This window comes from Acinetobacter sp. 102, assembly GCF_037028485.1.
Classification (GTDB): Bacteria; Pseudomonadota; Gammaproteobacteria; order Pseudomonadales; family Moraxellaceae; genus Acinetobacter; species Acinetobacter higginsii.
The window spans coordinates 1-19,381 of sequence record NZ_JAZEZK010000015.1 but is presented as its reverse complement, the minus strand read 5'-3'; the positions used below and the strand labels follow the sequence as shown (position 1 = coordinate 19,381).

The following is a 19,381-nucleotide window of genomic DNA, read 5'->3' as shown; positions in this document are numbered from 1 at the left end:
ATTTTTTAAACTTAATTAATTATTTATATTTAAAAATCAATTTAAAATAAACCACCACTATTTAATTTAAAATAATTTGACTATAAAAATACTCTCTGTTATTTTTTAAAGGCTCAAACGATCTTATATATTTAAAGCACTTACATAATAATTTAAGATCAAATAAAAACCAAAAATCATGATTTATTTTAATAATCAAAAGAGAAAATAATATGTGTACCGAATTTATTTTACCTCAAGCAACAGGCTATCGTATTTCTGGGCGTACTATGGATTTTGCCGCCACATTTACTTGGCAACTGGCTGCAATCCCATTGGCAACGTCCTTAAAAGCAATTAATAGCTTAAGTCCGAATACATCAGCTTATCACTGGACTGCAAAATATGGTTTTATGGGGATTGGGATTAAGCTCCCTTTAAATCTGCTTGATACCAAACTATGTGATGCCATGAATACAGAAGGATTTTCGGCAGCCGCACTTTGGTTACCCCCTTCGCGTTATCCGAAAAAAGCCGACGCGCCACCAAATGCTAAACTCATTTCAGCTTTGGATATTTGTGGCTGGGCTGCGTCTAACTACAACTCAGTTGAAACCTTAAAAAAGGATTTATCTGCCATTCAACAAGGACTGCCGACCTCTCTGGGGGAAGTTTTATATTTTTGGGATCCGTTACAGTTTTCTGAGCACAGCGAGTTTAATCACACGGATGAGCTCAAAAATTTAATCCCGATTCATTTCCAGTTTCACGATAAAACGGGGGCAAGTCTGGTACTTGAATTTCGTGATGGACAATTGTCAATTACCGACAACACCGATATTGGTGTCATGACCAATACCCCATTTATTGAATGGCATCGTACCAATTTAGAAAATTATCTGGGCGTCACCAATGTTGAAACTGACAATCAAACCATCATTGGGCTCAATGTCAATAAAGCAGGCAATGGTGGTGGTTCGATTGGACTTTCTTCTTCCGCATTGCCTTCAGATCGATTCCTGCGTACAGCATTCACCCTGAATTATTCAATTCCTTGGCTAAACCAAACTCAACGCCCAAGTAATACTGCTGCGATTGCACATGTGATGAATGTGATTAAAGGCATTTATGTCACACGCGAACAATGTATTGATCAAAGCGGCAATATCAAAGGTGACTATACTCAATGGGAAATCGTTCGTGATCACAGCAATCAGGTTTTCTATATTTCAACAACGGCAAGCTTAGGGTTTTGGCAAGTAAACTTCTCAGACTATCAACTGGAACAAAATGCTCAACCACAATTTGCTGTGATTTCTGATGCTGTACAGATGCCTGTTTTAACTGCAGCAACTTAAAACTAAATCAATGAAAAATGGCAATCACTAAGATTGCCGTTTTGTTTATTTCAATTTCAGCTTAATTCAAGCTATATGCAATCACATAATCACCATGATCAGGCGACTGACGTGCACCACCCGCAGTAATCATGACATACTGTTTACCGCTTTTCGGAGACACATAGCTGATCGGTGTACCTTGGCTACCCACGGGTAAACGCGCTTTCCACAGCTCCTTACCAGAAGATGAATCTAATGCACGCAAGTAATAGTCTTGCGTCGCAGCAAAGAATACCAAACCACCTTGAGTTGCCATTGGTCCACCAATGGTTGGCATTCCAATTGGTGCTTTAAGCCCCATTTTGATGCCCATCGGGCCCGTATCTTGCACGGTTCCCATTGGAACCTGCCATGCAATTTGACGGGTTTTCATATCAATTGCGGTCATGGTGCCATAAGGTGGTTTTTGGCATGGGATATTCAACTTCGACCAGAAGCGATCTTTATTGACTTTATAAGGTGTGCCTTTCATCGGCACTGCGCCCATGCCTGTATTGACTTTCTCTCCGCCATTGGCTTGAACAGCTAAGTCTTCTGGCGTTTGTTCAATCAACTGAATCCACAGTCCTAAACGCATGTCATTGACGAACATATACTGATGACTTGGATCAAAGGCAATGCTGCCCCAGTTCATGCCGCCCAAAGAACCAGGAAAGCTCAAAGATTTATCGGTGCCCGGTGCAGTGAATAAACCGTCATAACGCATCGATTTAAAGTTAATTCGGCACATCAACTGGTCAAATGGCGTTGCACCCCACATATCCGATTCAGTTAAGGTTTGATTGCCAATCTGTGGCATTTCCACCGAACGTGGTTGAGTTGGGCTGTATTGCTCACCTTTGATATCAGCAGGTTTAACGGGCTGCTCAATCACTTTGGTCAGTGGTTGACCCGTTACACGATCTAATACAAAGAACTGGCCTGATTTGGTGCCAATCACCACAGCAGGTTTATTGCTACCATCCTTCATTGGGAAATCTACCAAGCTGGGTTGCATTGGCAAATCGAAATCCCATAAATCATTATGAACGGTTTGATAGACCCACTTTTCCTTGCCAGTGGTTGCATCCAAGGCCAGAACGGATGAGTTGTATTTATGATCTAAGGGTTGACGATTACCGCCCCATACATCGACCGATGAGCTACCCATTGGCAAGAATACTGTGTTCATTTGCGGATCATAAGACATGGCTGCCCAAGAGTTGGCAGAACTGCGCTTATAGGTTTCACCTTCTTGTAACACATGGTTTGGATCTGGATTACGTGGATCAAAGGCCCAACGCAATTCACCTGTAATGACATCGTATGCACGAATAACTCCACCTGGCATATCGGCAGCAAAGTTATCCGCGATACGACTACCCACCACAATTACAGTTCCTGCAATGGTTGGTGCAGATGTCACCTCAAAACGTGGAGCAGTGGTGCCCTCACCCAAGCCTTTAAGCAAGTCAACCGTGCCCTCCACACCAAAATCTTTACAACGTTCGCCCGTATCTGCATTGACTGCAATTAAGCGACCGTCGGGTGTATTGGTATAAACACGACGTAGGCATGAGGTATTGTTTGCCACCGCTTTTACTGGTGTCGCTCCCGCTAGATTCGGTTGAACCAGCGCTTGCGTTGAGTCAAAATAAGCAACACCACGACAACGCTCCCATGCATCCGATTTGGAATTGACTTCCACTTTCCAGAGTTGTTTACCAGAGTCCGCTTCCAAGGCGAAAATGTTGTTATGCGGGGTACACAGGAAAATCTTATTGCCCACTTGTAGCGGCGTCATTTGATCTTCTGCACCATTTCCCGAACCTGTGGTGAAATCACCAGTTCGAAAACGCCAAACCTCTTTTAATTGATGTACATTGTCCCTTGTGATCTGATCCAATGCAGCAAAACGACTTCCGCCTGCATCCTGACCATAATGCTGCCAGTTGGTCTGCTTCATATCGGTTTTTACTGGAACCAAAGGCAAGGCCTGCCCAGAGGCCGCAACCGTTGGATGTGGCTGGAACATCTGATAAAAACCTATCACCATGCCGATAACCGTCAATATTCCCAAACCATAAGCTGGTAGATCGGCACTCGGTTGAAATTGATAACGACGGATGGCAGGTAAAGTAAACATCAGCGCGGCAAATAAGCCTGCTGGAAACATCAGTCTTGAAAATAAAGGCCAGAACTCCCAACCAGCATCGATCAATGACCAGATGATCGTTCCTACAAAAACCAGACTGAATAACCATACACCCAATGCTTTTTTCTTAAAAATAAAAACAGCAGAGATCAGCGTGAGTACACCCGAGATCACGAAATACCATGATCCACCCAGCGTCGCGAGTTGAAACCCACCGACTGTAAAAAACAGGCCTGTGAGCAATAAAACCAGACCTAAAATAAAACACCATATTTTCAATATGGTATGCGAGCTTGAAGATTCAGACATCTGTCATACTCCTGTATTAGAAATTCACACGCATGCTCAAACCTGCAACCCATGCATCATCCACTTCTTTAACACCCGCAGGTTGATGAATATATTGCAGGTTCGGTCTTAACATGACCGCAGGTGACCACTGATAGGTATAGTTCAATTCGACATTGAGCTCATCACGCTGAACAGGTACATAATCGACTGCAAGCGCATCGTATTGGTCATAACCACGGCTCTGGTTAATTTCAATCTGACGATCTTTATAACGATCATTTACGAGGTAATTGGCAATACCAAAACCAATTGAATCATTTGGACGACCATCAAAAGGCCCTTTGTACCAGAGTGCCAGTTGCTGCGTACTGTTGACTGCTGTAGTGGCTTTATCATTCACCACGGCATTAAAACTAACGTACAAACCACGTTTTGGATCGTCGCCTTTTTGGCTGAGTTGTTGTTGTGCATTGAGCCAGAAACTATGTTTGCCATCATGTACCTTGCCCACGGTCGCAATATCATTTGCTTCAGCAGTTGAATAGAGTGCCCCAACTTTATATTCGCCTGATAAGCCATTGAAGGCAGCAAGCTTTGGTCGCCATGCCAGTTCGACAGGAAGGGTTGCCCCTTTGACATGGTCCATATCCAAATTAAAACCATCACGATTACGATCAGTTTTAACATTGTCTGGATTGACCTCATAGACACCTACACCCAGTGTCCATTCAGGTGCGAATTGATATTTAACATTGGCGCCCCATAATCCAACAGGTAAGTTGTACCAGATTGAACCAATCGATTTCCCAAGCTGTCCGCCACACAATAATAAATTCTGGAATTCACATTGTGAGCCATTAAAATCTTCAGACATGCCCATACGGCCAATCTTGAACTGCACCGTATTATCAACGAAGCCCTTTTTCACCCACGCCTGACTCAACCGCCAGATTTTGCCGCGACCATAGATTTCCTGTGAATTGCCGAGTGCACTAGAACGAGGATCTTTAATCCGATCCAGCGTTAAGGCATTACCATCACGTTTGGTGATTAAAAGGCTGGCACTGGTATCTTGCCAGCCTGCAATTTTCTCTAAATCGAAATTGGCACCTAGCGACAGTTGTGCCGTATTTTTAAAAGCATTGTCATCGTTATAGCCGCCATCCAGATTGGTCGCAGCTTGACTCATGATCGAGGCAGTAAATTTATAGCCTTCTTTTTCCAATTGCTGACGCTGACCATTCCAATCACCGAGTAGCCATTGGCGATCTTGTGACCAAGCTTGATCTGCTAAGCTAGATTGAGCAGCGCATACCGCCACTGCCAGACAGCTCATTTTGAGCAATAATGCATTCGACTTCATATTCGGCCTCCTTGCCGTTTATTTCAGTTTTATAGCTGAACTGAGTTCAGATGTTGCACCTACACGGTCAGTGATTGTTGCTGTCACTGAAGCAACTTGCGCTGTTGCTTTCCAAGTCAGCGTTGCAGTTCCTTGTGCATTGGTTGCGGCAACCGCTGAACCTAAATAAAGCTCTGCCTCATTTGAATTTGCCGATGTATTGCCAAAAAACTCGACCTGATAACGCTGGTTCGGCTGGCCTTTGACTTCGACTACAATTTGTCCTTTAGACAAAGTTAATTTCGGTGCCTGAATATTTTGGTTCGGTTGAGCATTACAGCCCTGCTCATCGGGTGTGTTGCAGGTTTTTTGCAAATTCTCTGGATCAATCTTGACTCCATGTCCGCGTGAACCTACAAAATGTGCATGCTCTAAACCCGGAATATCAAAAATAATCGCACCGACACGTTGATTCGGTACGCAACTTCCCCCCGCCTCACAACGTTTAATGTCTTTACCGTTATTCCAGATTAAGTTTTTTGTCAGGGTAATGTGTGCATTGGCATCTTTTTCAGAACGAATCGCGATTCCCACCCGATTGCCATGTACTTTATTGCTGTCAAAAATGTTGCCGTCACCGGTCAGGTTAAAACCATTGGAGTTATTGGTCAGTTCGTTATAAGCAATGTAGTTACGCTTGCCCCAGTTGATCTGTAAGCCATCTGAATAGTTTTCAAATTTATTGCCGACGACTGCATTGTCATTGCCCCACAAGATTTCAATCCCTTGGGATGGTTCAGGATTTGCTGCTGTAGAAATAAAATGGTTATTGGCAACTAAGTTAAACGCTGCGCCACGAGTCAGTTCAAGCCCATCGCCATTGTCTTGAAAATAGTTGTTCAATACTTTGTTGTTATTGGTGGTGGTCGCTGTTGGATTGCCCTTGCCATCATCGCCTGTCAGCATCACCCCTGCACCACCGTAGTTATGCATAATACGGTTGTTTTGAATCAAGTTATTGCTGGCACGGTTCATCAAGATACCAATACAGAAATGACGGATTTCCAAACCTTGAATCGTTACGCCATTGATGTCACGTAACACGATGCCCGGCAAAGTGGTGGTACGCACATTGGTCCCGAATTGCCCTTCAACTGCACCAGGACAGGCTTCAACACCTGTTCCTTTAATATAATTCGATCCATCGACCGCGATAAATTCACCTGTCTTCGCCCATTGCGTCCCAATGATTTTTACAGGCGCTTTGATCTCAGGTAATGGACTATTCACCTGAATGGCATAAGGGGCTTTGCCGACTGCCTGAATCAGAATCTCGCTGGCTTCGGTCGGCTTGCTGTTAGCTTGTTCAATTGCCCAGCGCAAAGAACCTTTATCAGCATCATCCTGATAACGATCAACAATATAAGTTTCTGCTGCTGCCCAACCCGAAACTGCCATAGCGATGGCTAAAGTACTTAAACGTACATAAGTAGTTTTCATGTCTAAAAAATCCTTTTTAAATTATTGTGTCGGTTGAACCGTTTTTAAAAACTGTTTCAGTTGAGTCACGTCGATCTGACCGGGTGCAGATGCTTCACCGATCATGCCAAAGCTAAAGCTCCCCCCCATGTTGGCGGTGGCAATCCGAGAAATCGTACCGAGTTTGCCCATCGACATGGTGAGTAATGGCTTTTTAGATTGCTGACTCACTTTTAAAGTCGCATTCATTAAGGTAAATACATCCTGTTTGTTTTGCGGCATGACTGCAATTTTAAGAATATCCGCCCCTAACTCATCCTGCTTGAGTAAGCGCTCGATGATTTCGGCCTCAGGTGGTGTTTTTTGAAAGTCATGATTCGACATCACAATCAGCACTTTTTTCGCATGCGCCAATTTGACGGTATTCTTCACAATGTGCTGATCACGGAACATTTCTACATCCAGCATGTCCATAAAGGGTTGCTGCAAATACGCCTGATAGGTCTTGCCATAATCTGCATCACTAATCGTTAGCTGTCCGCCTTCGTTATGGGTACGAATGGTGGCGATTAGCGGTTTAGCACCGAGAATCTGTTTTAACTCTTGACCCAAGGCAATCACTTGCTTGCTATCATTGGCAAAGTTTAGTAAATCAATCCGAAACTCCGCGAGATCTGCATCAGCATTCGCTGCAATCACTTTTGCCTGAGCAATTGCCTGCTCTTTGGTTTTGGCTGTGATTGGTACAATAGTTTTCACAGGCAGCTTTGCCAGTTCAGCTAACTCGACCTGCTTTTGCTGATGCTCTTGAGCTTGTGCGGTTTGAACCATCAATAAGGGGCTAACAAGCAACATTACTGCTGCCAGTGTTTTCATTTTCATCTGTATCGTCCTTAATAAATTTTTTGCAACTCTGCGAAGTCTTGCCGAGTTCTCATCTCATTTTTAATCTCTCCTCACCCATCAAAAGTGAGGAGTATTTTCAATTTCAGGATCTAAGTGATTCCGTAATCAGTCATATTTGAAAGGAAGATATTTAAAGCAATGTCTAAATATCAAAGAACACGGTTTCATCATCACCCTGAATACGAATATCAAAGCGATAGACCACTTCACCATCCACGTCACTGCGTTTGGCGATTAAAGTCTGGCGACGTACTGCCCACTCAATGCTGTTTAACACTGGATCATTGGCATTGGCATCCACCTCATCATCAAAATAGATACGGGTGTGCAAACCGATATTAATGCCACGTGCAAAAACTGCGACTGCGATATGCGGTGCCTGAATTGAGCCTTTACGGCCTGCAACAGCGCCTGGTTTTACCGTATTAAAACTCCAGAATCCTGTTTCAAAATTGGCTCCTGTACGCCCCCAACCAAGAAAATGTGGATCGGCAGTTTTACCTTGAGTATCCGCCTGACTTGGATAAACACCATTTGCATCCGCCTGCCAGATTTCCAGCAATACATCTCTTAATGGCAAACCCAGCCCGTCAAAGACTTGACCTTCCAGACGAATACGTTGCCCCTGCGTTTGCTCATTGACTAACTGGTGATTGAAGTTATGCTCAAATACTTCAATATTGGCTTGTTGCGGTAATAAACCGATATGAACATAAGGACCACCTGTTTGTGATGGGGTTTCCTTTAATTCCTGAAAATTCCATGCATTCATCGTTGGTCTCCCTTAAGTCAAATCATTTTCAAAATAAGTCGCACGACGACCACGCAGATGAATATCAAAGCGGTAACAACGGCTATCTGCTTCAATGAAATTGTTTTTATCTTCCAGTGCAATCAAGGCACGACGCTGATCTTCGGAAGGAATGGTTTTTAAAATCGGGCAAGTATCAATCAGCGTATCGCCTTCAAAATAGAACTGCGAAATCAGACGCTGAGCCCAACCATCTGCGATTAAAGAAAAATGGATATGCGCTGGACGCCATTCATTAATTCGATTACGCCACGGATACGGACCTGGTTTGATGGTACGGAAAATATAGAAGCCATTTTCATCGGTTAAGGTACGGCCACAACCACCAAAATTAGGATCCATGGCACCAATAAATTTGTCATTTGGATGACGATAACGACCTGATGCATTGGCCTGCCACACTTCTAATAAAGCATTTTTCACAGGACGGCCAAACTGATCACGCACATAACCATGCACAATGATACGTTCACCCACAGGTAGACCTTCTTTGGCATAGTTCAGGATCAGGTCATTATCTTTAGGACCAAAAATACTTGGTGAAAAATGCGGTGAAGTGACTTCAGTCAAGGTTTCATTAATTGAGATCAATGCATTCTTTGGCGAGCGTAATACACTGGTCTTATAACCGGGTGTATATGCTGGCGGATGATCATCGGTATTACGTTGTGGGTATGCACCTAATGTATGCTTTAACATGCCTGTCTCCTTAATCCTGTGGTTGTGCTGCAATGGGCTGCACGTCAATGCCAAGTTCCTTAAAGACTTCTTCGGCCATATGCATGGCTGCATTGGCTGCTGGCAAACCTGCATATAAAGAACTATGCAAGATCAGTTCTTTCAGTTCATCCTTGGTGACACCATTGTTGAAGCAGGCACGTAAATGCATTCTCAGTTCATCTTCTCGCCCCAAGGCCAATAAGATGGCAATCGTGACCAAACTACGGGTATGACGTGGCAAGCCTTCACGTGACCACACTTCACCCCAAGCAAAACGACTAATAAAGTTCTGGAAATCCTGATTGAAATCATTGAGGTTCGCTAAAGAGCGGCCGACATGTTTTTCACCCAACACTTCGGTACGGACTTTCAGTCCTTGTTGATAACGTTGTTCATCCTTCATGAACGTTGCTCCTCATCTTGAAAATATGAGCCTTAGGTTGCATCGGTATGAGCAACTAGCGATTTAACAAAAATTGCGATGGCCGCTGCCGTAGCAGGAATCATCAATAAACTGAGAATGGCGGTAAACGACCAGTCATTGCCCAATAACACGGCACCAATCCATGCACCGAACACGGCACCGAAACGACCAATTCCTGTCATCCACGCGATACCAGTTGCACGACATTGGGTTGGATAGAAACGTGCACTTAAGGCTGGCATAGACGATTGCGCACCATTAATGGCAATCCCTGCACAGAGCACCAACACAGCCAATAGAGTTGGATTGCTCAGGCTTTGCCCAACAGCAACTGCAAATAAACCTGCAATAAAATAAAAGCCCGAAATAATGCGATTTGGATTAAAACGATCCATTGCCCAGCCAATCACCAAGGCACTGAGTACACCACCGAATTGGAACAATCCGCCGATAAATGCGGCACGCTCCATGGTTGCGCCCGTTTCACGCATCAAGGTTGGTAACCAACTGGTCAGCAAATAAATCACCACCAAACCCATAAAATAGGTCGACCACAATAAAACCGTGCCTTTGGCATATTGTTTGGAGAACAGCATGCCAAACACATTTTTCTTTTCTGCAACAGCAGACTGTTCTTCTGGAATATGAAAATGCTCAGCTGTTTGAACTTTTTCAGGTGCAATATGGCTTAAAATTTTACGGACTTTTGCAGGGTCTTGACCTTTCACGATCAGGAAGCGATAAGACTCAGGTAGTAAGAAAATCACCAACACCATCAGAATTAATGGTGTCCATCCACCCAATAAAAACAGACTATGCCAACCATAAGTCGGAATCAGCCAGCTGCTGATAAAACCACCTGTAGCCATGCCTAAGTTGTAGCCACAGAACATACAGGTCACCAATAAAGAACGACTCCGTTGCGGGCAATATTCTGAAAACAAGGTGGTCGCATTCGGCATCGCCGCGCCTAAACCAATACCCGTTAAAAAGCGCAATACCACCAAACTATTTAGGTCTGGTGCATAAGCCGAAGCCAAGGTAAAACCACCAAAGATCAACATGGAAATGGTTAAAACAATTTTTCGTCCAAATCGATCCGCTGTTGGTCCTGAAACCAATGCTCCAATGATCATGCCACCGAGTGCAGCACTCATTACTGGCCCGAGTTGAGAGCGATCAATGCCCCAATCCTGAGCCAAAGCAGGTGCAATAAAACCCATTGCAGCAGTATCGATACCATCAACAAATACAATGAGAAAACAAATAATTGCGATCATCCATTGATATTTGCTCACAGGTGCCTCATTAATCAGTGCCTGTGCATCCATACTGTTTTTTTGGGCAGCAAATTCCTGTGCCATAGTTGCCTCCTTGTAGGCGAATTCCTTTCTAACCCTTATGGTTATATGTTTTGAATAAACTTGGACAATGTCTGATTGAACACTTGGGGCTGTTCAATATTGGATAGATGCGACGCTGCCAAGATTTCAAGCTGACTGGTTGCAATGAGTTGATGCATAAACTCTGCATCTTGAACCGTTGTGACAGGATCGTATTGCCCTGCAATAATTAACGTTGGAATCTGAATTTGATGCAGTTGATCTCGAACATCAGCATCAGCTAAAGCACGACACGCATTGGCATAACCTTGTGCAGGTGTCACTGCAAGACTTTGAATGGTCTTTTGCGCTAAAACATCATGCGCATAATCAAAATATTCACTAAACCAACGCGTATGCGTGGTTTTTACAATGTCAGCCAAACCGTTTTGTTCAACACTCTCCGCACGGGTATTCCATGCTTCGGCAGTGCCAATTTTTGCTGCGGAATTTGCAACAGTAATGCTGTGAAAACGTTCGACATGATAGATGGCTAAAGCCAATGCAGTAATCGCGCCCATTGAAATGCCACAGAAATGAACTTTTTCAATGGCTAAGGCATCCAGAATATCGACCACATCTTCAACTAGATTTTGCAATGTACTATTGGCAATGACTGCGCTTGCACCATGCCCGCGTGTGTCATAGCTAATAATTTGATAATGATCAGCCAAAGCTGCAACTTGTGCCTGCCACATACCGTGGTCGGTTCCCAAAGAGTTGGAGAACATGATGACTGGCGCATCTTTTAGACCTTGCACTTGAACTGCAAGTGGATGTCCTTGACGATTATTGATATGCGTGATCATGTGCTTACTCCCCTTTTTCTGCTTGTAGCACGGCATCAATTTGCGCCTGAATATTGCCGAGGTAAGTTGCTGGCTGGAACAGCTCATCCAAAGCCTGATCATTAAAATGAGTGTTGACTTCATCCATCGCTGACAAGATGATTTTTAAATGCTGCTGTTGAGCAACTGCTTGCTGACAGGCTTGCTCAACCAGATGATGTGCATTTAAACGACCAATCTTGGGTGCAAGTGCCATCATCACCGCTTCGGCCATGATCAAACCCTGCGTACATTCAAGATTGCGTTGCATCGCCTCTGCATTGACTTGCATATGCTCAAGCACATCGCAACTACGTTCCAATGCGCCTGCACAGAGCTGGAAAATTTCTGGGATTACCAACCATTCTGCATGCCAAGCGCCTAAAGCTCTCTCATGTTCTTGCACCATGCTTTGATAGACGCTCGCCATTAAGGCAGGTACACGATTGGCTGCGGCAAGAATTGAAGCTGCTGCCACAGGATTACGCTTATGTGGCATAGTCGATGAACCACCACGCCCTTTTGCTACGGGTTCAAAAACTTCTGCGATTTCAGTTTGCATCAGCAATGACCAGTCTTTCGCCATCTTGCCAACATTGCCAACAATCAAAGCAAGGGTACTGGCAATCTCAACCATACGGTCGCGCTCGCCATGCCATGTACATTCAGGCGCTGTTAACTTGAGTTGTGCTGCAAAAACTTCGACCACCGCTGAACCTTGATCTTGTAAAGATGCCAGTGCGCCTGCTGCACCACCGAGTTGTGCAGTCAATACGCGAGTTTTTATTGTCTGTAAGCGATCAAGATCACGTTTCAAGGCTGCTGCCCAACGGGCAAATTTATGTCCTAAAGTAATCGGCAAAGCTTGCTGTAACCACGTCCGCCCAATCATGACCTGATCGCGATATTGCTGCGCTTGCTTCAAGCAAATTTGATATGCCTGGTGCAGTTGCTTTTCGATCAAAACCAAGGCATCACGGCACTGTAAAATCGTTGCTGTATCAATAATATCCTGACTGGTCGCGCCCCAATGCACATAGCGTGATGCATCTTCATCCTGCTGTTTCACCAAAGCGGTGAATTGTTTGACCAATGGAATCGCAACATTACCTGCCAACCCTGCTGCTGTAGCCAGTGCATCTAGATCGATTTGCGCTACAGCATTTTGACCCACCTGCTCTATGATGCTGGCGGCAGAATCAGGAATCACTTTGACCTGTGCCTGAGCTTTGGCTAAAGCCACTTCAGTCTGGATCATATATTTCAATAAAGCTTGGTCACTAAAAATGGCCGTGACTTCAGGCTGATAAAATAAGCTGGCGTATAACTGGCTCATAACAGACCTCACTCAACACGTTGAATAATCAAGGCAATCCCTTGACCGACACCAATACACATTGAACACAAGGCATATTGTCCCTTGATCTGTTCAAGCTGGTTTAAGGCGGTGGTCACCAGACGCGCACCTGAAGCACCCAAAGGATGACCCAAGGCAATCGCACCACCATTCGGGTTGATACGTACATCGTCATCACTTAAACCTAAATCACGAGTCACCGCTAAAGCTTGTGCGGCAAAGGCTTCATTGAGTTCAATCACATCCATTTGTTCTAGCGTGATATTAGCCTGTTTCAGTAATTTTTTGATCGCAGGTGCAGGTGCAAAACCCATAATCCGTGGTTCAACCCCAACGGTAGTCGCAGCAATAATTTTGGCGCGTGGTTTGAGTTGATATTTTTCCACTGCGTCGTCTGAAGCAATCAATACAGCGGCCGCGCCGTCATTAATTCCAGAAGCATTACCTGCGGTCACCGTACCATCCGCTTTGACCACACCTTTGAGTTTGGTTAAGGCTTCCAATGTGGTCGATGCACGTGGATGCTCATCACGATCGACCACAACTGCATCACCTTTACGCTGTGGAATGGTCACAGGGATGATTTCACGGGCAAAGAAGCCTTTGGCTTGGGCCGTTGCCGTACGTTGTTGGCTGTTTAAAGCAAACTGGTCCTGATCGGCACGGTTGATGTTGAACTGTTCCGCCACGTTTTCTGCGGTTTGTGGCATGGTGTCCACGCCATACATGTCTTTGAGCTTTGGATTGATGAAACGCCATCCCATGGTGGTGTCTTCAATCTTTTGACTACGGCCAAAGGCACTGTCTGATTTGCCCATCACATAGGGCGCACGGCTCATACTTTCGACGCCACCGGCAATAATCAGGTCAGCTTCGTTGGCTTTAATGGCACGGGCAGCCATGGCAATTGCATCCAGAGAAGAACCACATAAACGGTTCACTGTGGTGGCAGGCACTTGATAAAGTAAGCCTGCCAATAATGCAGACATACGTCCAACGTTGCGATTGTCTTCACCTGCCTGATTGGCACAGCCATAGATCACATCATCGACTTGCTGCCAATCTACTTTTGGATTGCGTTGTATAAGTGCCTGAATTGGAATGGCTCCCAAGTCATCAGCACGGACAGGTGCAAGACCACCTGCATAGCGACCAAATGGGGTACGGATGGCATCAATGATATAAGCGTTTTTCATGTGTTTTTTCCTTTATCTAAAATCCCTCCCAACCTCCCTTTGCTAAAGGGAGGAGTTCCGCTCTTTTTAAAGGAGGGAGACCTCACTCTATTGTTTAGATGAAGTCCCCCTTCACAAAGTGGGATCTAGGGGGATTTCAATTATTATCCTTGCGTCGCATCAATCAACTGAGCACCTGTCAAAGCCTGCAACTCCTCAAAGCTCAAACCATCCACTTTCTCAATCACTTTTAAACCGTCTACGGTCACATCAATTACACACAGGTCGGTATAAATACGATCGACACATTTCAACCCTGTTGCTGGATATGAAAGCGTTTCAACAATCTTGGGTTCACCTTGCTTGGTATTATGATCGGTGGTGATAAATACTTTCTTGGCACCTACCGCTAAATCCATCGCACCACCCACCGCAGGAATCGCATCTGCTGCACCGGTATGCCAATTGGCTAGATCACCATTGGCTGCTACTTGGAAAGCACCCAATACCGCGATATCTAAATGCCCGCCACGCATCATGGCAAAGGAGTCACCATGATGGAAAAAACTGCCACCAGTGAGCATGGTGACGTATTCTTTACCCGCATTGATCAGTTCAGGGTCTTCCTCACCTTTGGCTGGTGGTGGACCGAATGCCAACAGGCCATTTTCCGAATGTAGGAATACATCTTTATCCGCAGGAAGATAATTGGAAATCTTGGTTGGCAGGCCTATGCCGAGATTGACATAAGCACCATCAGGAATATCTTGTGCGACACGTTCAGCAATTTGGTCACGGCTTAATTTTTGATAGCTCATTGTTCTACTCCTGTGCCATTGGCTGTATCAACAGCGACCACATGCTGTACAAAAATTCCAGGGGTAATGATGTGTTCAGGATCAAGCTGACCGAGTTCGACCAGTTCAGACACTTGTGCAATGGTGACATCCGCTGCCATCGCCATGATTGGGCCAAAGTTACGTGCAGATTTGTTATAGACCAGATTGCCCCAGCGATCGCCTTGATGTGCTTTGATTAAGGCAAAGTCAGCTTTGATGGGATATTCAAGTACATAGTCTTTGCCATCGATATGACGGGTTTCTTTACCTTCCGCCAAGAGTGTTCCAAAGCCAGTTGGGGTAAAAACTGCACCGAGGCCCATGCCCGCAGCTTGAATACGGCATGCCAGATTACCTTGCGGCACCAGTTCCAATTCAATCTTGCCAGCACGATAGAGTTCATCGAATACCCATGAATCGGACTGACGTGGGAAAGAACAGATGATTTTACGTACTGCCCCTGTTTTAAGCAGTTTGGCCAAGCCATAATCACCATTGCCAGCATTGTTATTGACGATGACAAGGTCTTTGATACCAAGTTCGATCAATCCATCAATCAATTCAGCGGGTTGTCCTGCGGTGCCGAAACCACCAATCATGATGGTTGCGCCATCCTTGATCTGTGACAGTGCCTCAGTCAATGTGAGCGTACTTTTATCAATCATCTACCTACTTCCTGTACGATGCATCACTCGTATTTTCATCCTGAAAACCGATGAAATTAAGTCGAGTGCTTTGTTCGGATTTCTTCTATTCATTCTTGATAAATTCTGCGCTCACTTCTAGACGTTGAAGTGCATTTTGTTCGATGATTATTTTTTATGTTCGATCATCGAACATTATCCAAGTAAAATAGTCATCTTTCGCTTAGAATGTTTTTATAAAGAACCCGTTTTAGCAAGGATGTCTAAATTATGGAAAATGATCAGGAAAAGAATCCGCGTTTGATTCATCATAACGAAAATAAAAAGACCATTCGGCATGAAGACTTTATTGCAGGAATCGCGAAAGGCTTGGCAATTTTAGAATGCTTCGGTCCCGAACGGCATCGCTTGAATATGAGTACCGCCGCTGAAAAAACAGGCATGACCCGCGCGGCTGCACGACGCCATTTACTCACTTTAGAATACTTAGGCTATTTAGATTTTGATGGACATTATTATTATTTATCACCCAAGATTCTAAAATTTTCAGGGGCTTATCTCGATGGTTCCACACTTCCAAAAATATGTCAGCCCTTATTAAATCTTTTAACCAATCAAACCTCGTTGATTTATTCGGTGATGGTCTTAGATGGTTATGAAGCAATTACCATTGCCCGTAGTGCAGCTCACCAACAAACCGATCGGGTCAATCCTTATGGCTTACATTTAGGCAATCGGCTCCCTGCCCATGCGACTTCTGCTGGCAAAATTCTGCTGGCACATTTAACACCTGAACAACAAAAACGATGGTTAGAAAAATACCCGTTAAAACGTCTAACCAAATATACCCATACCGAAACTGATCAATTTTTAGAATTACTGCATGAAATCAAAGAACAAGACTGGTGCTATTCCTGTGAAGAACATGAATTGGGGGTGCATGCTGTGGCTGTACCTATATATGATTCCAATGCAGCAGTTGTTGCTGCCTTAAATATCGTGTCTCCAACCATGCGTACCACCAAAGATTATTTAATTGCCCATATTTTACCTTTACTACAAGAAACGGCTCGCGATTTACGCCAAATCATTTAATCAGATAAAAAAAAGCCACATCTGGAAATGTGGCGAAAGGTGTATTGCTGCTACGGCTTATGTCCGTATCTTTAAATTAACCACCCTTGCTTAAATGAACATTAAAGTTTTTAACGATCATTATGTTTTGTGTCTCTGTGTGTAAACAGAAATCAAGAAAATTGCTTTAACCAAAACCATAATTACCAACTCACATTGACACGTCGATTGGGTGCAAGACAACCGATCAATTGTTGATTATGCTGATCGCCTGTACATTGCTGATATACATCAGTTTTACTATTGGCCTGTATTTGAATACGATTTCCATCAATACCATGAGCAACCAATAACTTCGCAACTGTATTGGCCCGCTGCGAAGACAAACGATAGTTGTAGGCGAACTTACCCAAAGGATCGGTAAAACCTGCGACAATAATCGGAGTATTTGAACTTTCTGCTTTTATTCTTTGAGCAATATCCGCAATCGAGGTCGTACCCGTCTCAATCGCGGTTTCATCAAAGCGATCAAAAGCAAAGAAGATACTGGCTGCCTTCGTTGCAGCTACAGGAGCAACGACAGGTTTCTCAGGTAATTGATTATTCTCCCCCCATGCAATCAAACCCTCACATGCTTCTCCTTTCCACGAGAGTCTTTCGGCAATATAGTGTTTATCAAAATCAACTCTTAGCTGACAACGTTGATATTTTTGTGTTTTGGGGATACGGATATCAAGTACATAATTCCATGTTTTAACAGAAAAAATCCCTTCACTAAATTGTGGATTTCCCAATAGATGACGAATTTGATCTTTGGTTAAACCCGTATCTAAACGTGCAACGCTGTCATATTCATAACGTTTCACTTGCTTTAGATAGCTTTTATCGACATTGGGAAAAGTGACTTCCTCCTGCTGAACCTGTTTCATATCATCGGCTTGTGCGTAGATTGAAGAAAACCCTATCGCCAACACGCTGATCATCAATAATGTATTTTTTCTCATTTCTTGCTCCAAATTCTTATAAATTTATGTTGGGAGAGTCTAGCTCTCCCTTTGTTCATTATTTTAATCAAGCACGGTGCTCACGCCGACACGCACCAACGCCCCACCTTGACTACCAAGTGCAGCACCACTGGTGAGTGACCAACGACCATTATCTGCTGTTTTTCTGAGAGTCACCCCTACAGCATTCTGATTATTATAATAACCAGCACCAACGGCTAAGGTGACTTTACCAGCTACATATGGGGCTTGTTCTAATGCTGCATTTGCAGCGATACCCGCAGACATTTTTTCTTCTAAATTGTCAATGCGCCCATTGGTTTCATAAAAGACTTGCTCGATTCGATCACCCAAGTTATTAATTTGATTGCCCATATTAATATTGGCTTGATTCAATGCACCCAGCGCATCTCCTACATTGTTATAGGATCCATTATTTACATTGTAGGTTGGCTCAGTAAATTTGCCATTTTCATACTTCGCACCGCCACCAAGTGACTTGGTAATGTATTGGTTCGATGTATTCAATTGTGAACCATTCACCGCCTCTTTCGACGTGCTATTGACTGCTCCATCTGCAACATTGCTAATAACTTTGTTGCCAGCATTAATACCTGCTTTAGTAATCTGAACATCACCAACTGTTACATTATCCGCAGTTACTTTTTGCGAAGTAACGGTTTTAAAAGTGACATCATCAGTCGTTGCAACTTTGAACTCTTTACCACCGGAACTATTTACAGTTTCTGTTACCGTCATATTTTGACCTGCAACTACAGTAGAATGCTGTCCCGCTTTTTGGTTAATTGAGCTAATGGCATCATTGATGTTGGTCGCACCTGTTCCACCAATATTGGTAATGGTATTTCCATCGCCGCCAACAAATGCACCATCTCCCAACATGTCATGCAATTGACTACCATTCACAGCATCTTTACTGTTCTTAGCGATGCTACCCTCTGCAACGTTGGTAATTTTTTTATTACCAGCATCAATTCCACTTTGGGTGACACTCGGCCCATCTTTAATGGTAAGACCGTTGTTATTGAGCGTGGTATTTCCTGCTTGAACACTATCCACCTTAATGTCTTTAGCCAAATCAACTGTGACATTATTGCCGCTATTATTGACCTTAATATTTCCATCTTTATTTGCAAAATCAACCGTATCTGTTGGTTTTACTTGGCTTGAATTTTGCCCATTGGTGGTTAAATTCCAACCTTTGCTCACCGTTTGCACAGTATTATTCACTGATTTAATCGCATCATGGATGGTACTTTCACCAGTGTTCCCGATATTGTTATTGATAAATGTGCCTGTGTTTGGATCATAAGTGGTTGTGCCACCAATGATGTTTTTCACGCCATCTCCAACTGCAAATAATTGACTGCCATTCACGGCATCAGTCGACGTCGCATTTACATCACCTTTGGCGACATTGGTGATCTTTTGATTGCCTGCACTGATTCCATTCTTGCTAATACTTGGGCTATTTGCGATTGCATTGCCACTACCATCCACAAAGCTAAGACCATTACTATTGATCAATGTTCCTGCTGCGTTGACACTATTCACTGCCAAGTCTTTGGAGAG

General features: G+C 44.0%; 17 protein-coding genes. 2 read left to right on the top strand and 15 right to left on the bottom strand.

Annotated features, from left to right (window positions below; all coding sequences use genetic code 11):
- Positions 1-212 precede the first annotated feature (212 nt).
- A complete protein-coding gene (locus tag WA352_RS14960; RefSeq protein WP_243306991.1) occupies positions 213-1,337 on the top strand; it encodes a linear amide C-N hydrolase in 1,125 nt (374 codons plus the stop codon).
- Between the two features lie 61 nt (positions 1,338-1,398).
- On the opposite strand, the gene WA352_RS14955 is transcribed toward WA352_RS14960, so the two are convergent.
- The 13 genes from WA352_RS14955 to WA352_RS14895 form a co-directional block, all read right to left on the bottom strand.
- A complete protein-coding gene (locus WA352_RS14955; RefSeq protein WP_241345604.1) occupies positions 1,399-3,822 on the bottom strand; it encodes a glucose/quinate/shikimate family membrane-bound PQQ-dependent dehydrogenase in 2,424 nt (807 codons plus the stop codon).
- Positions 3,823-3,838: 16 nt separating this feature from the next.
- Positions 3,839-5,167 carry a carbohydrate porin gene (locus WA352_RS14950; RefSeq protein ID WP_241345603.1) on the bottom strand — a complete coding sequence of 443 codons (1,329 nt, stop codon included), beginning with the start codon at positions 5,165-5,167 and terminating at the stop codon, positions 3,839-3,841.
- Positions 5,168-5,185: 18 nt separating this feature from the next.
- Entirely contained in the window at positions 5,186-6,646 is a 1,461-nt protein-coding gene (locus WA352_RS14945; protein ID WP_241345602.1) for a right-handed parallel beta-helix repeat-containing protein, read from the bottom strand.
- Between the two features lie 21 nt (positions 6,647-6,667).
- Complete coding sequence (gene aroD, locus WA352_RS14940) at positions 6,668-7,507, bottom strand: type I 3-dehydroquinate dehydratase (protein ID WP_241345601.1); 840 nt, start codon at positions 7,505-7,507, stop codon at positions 6,668-6,670.
- Positions 7,508-7,673: 166 nt separating this feature from the next.
- Positions 7,674-8,303: a protocatechuate 3,4-dioxygenase subunit alpha gene (gene pcaG, locus WA352_RS14935; RefSeq protein WP_241345600.1), complete on the bottom strand. Its 630-nt coding sequence runs from the start codon at positions 8,301-8,303 to the stop codon at positions 7,674-7,676.
- Between the two features lie 12 nt (positions 8,304-8,315).
- Complete coding sequence (pcaH, locus tag WA352_RS14930) at positions 8,316-9,041, bottom strand: protocatechuate 3,4-dioxygenase subunit beta (RefSeq protein ID WP_004806145.1); 726 nt, start codon at positions 9,039-9,041, stop codon at positions 8,316-8,318.
- Between the two features lie 10 nt (positions 9,042-9,051).
- A complete protein-coding gene (pcaC, locus tag WA352_RS14925; protein WP_241345599.1) occupies positions 9,052-9,465 on the bottom strand; it encodes a 4-carboxymuconolactone decarboxylase in 414 nt (137 codons plus the stop codon).
- 32 nt (positions 9,466-9,497) lie between these two features.
- The gene (locus WA352_RS14920) at positions 9,498-10,850 is read right to left on the bottom strand and encodes an MFS transporter (protein WP_241345598.1); all 1,353 of its coding nucleotides are present in this window, start codon (positions 10,848-10,850) and stop codon (positions 9,498-9,500) included.
- 41 nt (positions 10,851-10,891) lie between these two features.
- Positions 10,892-11,677 (bottom strand): 3-oxoadipate enol-lactonase, encoded by a 786-nt coding sequence (gene pcaD, locus WA352_RS14915; protein ID WP_241345597.1) that lies wholly within the window; start codon positions 11,675-11,677, stop codon positions 10,892-10,894.
- A gap of 4 nt (positions 11,678-11,681) precedes the next feature.
- Positions 11,682-13,031 (bottom strand): 3-carboxy-cis,cis-muconate cycloisomerase, encoded by a 1,350-nt coding sequence (locus tag WA352_RS14910; RefSeq protein WP_241345596.1) that lies wholly within the window; start codon positions 13,029-13,031, stop codon positions 11,682-11,684.
- Positions 13,032-13,039: 8 nt separating this feature from the next.
- A complete protein-coding gene (gene pcaF / locus WA352_RS14905; RefSeq protein WP_241345595.1) occupies positions 13,040-14,248 on the bottom strand; it encodes a 3-oxoadipyl-CoA thiolase in 1,209 nt (402 codons plus the stop codon).
- 143 nt (positions 14,249-14,391) lie between these two features.
- A complete protein-coding gene (locus WA352_RS14900; RefSeq protein WP_005204606.1) occupies positions 14,392-15,045 on the bottom strand; it encodes a 3-oxoacid CoA-transferase subunit B in 654 nt (217 codons plus the stop codon).
- Positions 15,042-15,731: a 3-oxoacid CoA-transferase subunit A gene (locus tag WA352_RS14895; RefSeq protein WP_005204607.1), complete on the bottom strand. Its 690-nt coding sequence runs from the start codon at positions 15,729-15,731 to the stop codon at positions 15,042-15,044. The genes WA352_RS14900 and WA352_RS14895 overlap by 4 nt, the downstream gene beginning before the upstream one ends.
- A gap of 249 nt (positions 15,732-15,980) precedes the next feature.
- Between WA352_RS14895 and pcaU the strand changes: the two genes are divergently transcribed.
- A complete protein-coding gene (pcaU, locus tag WA352_RS14890; RefSeq protein ID WP_005204608.1) occupies positions 15,981-16,805 on the top strand; it encodes an IclR family transcriptional regulator PcaU in 825 nt (274 codons plus the stop codon).
- A 182-nt stretch (positions 16,806-16,987) separates the two neighbouring features.
- Here the strand turns inward: pcaU and tpgA are convergent, their stop codons facing one another.
- Together tpgA and WA352_RS14880 are read right to left on the bottom strand one after the other, a co-directional pair.
- Positions 16,988-17,788, bottom strand: coding sequence for a trimeric autotransporter adhesin/peptidogylcan-associated protein TpgA (tpgA, locus tag WA352_RS14885; RefSeq protein WP_241345614.1), 801 nt, complete (start codon positions 17,786-17,788; stop codon positions 16,988-16,990).
- A 63-nt stretch (positions 17,789-17,851) separates the two neighbouring features.
- A partial coding sequence (locus WA352_RS14880) for a YadA-like family protein (RefSeq protein ID WP_336143042.1) occupies positions 17,852-19,381 on the bottom strand: 1,530 nt, incomplete at its 5' end.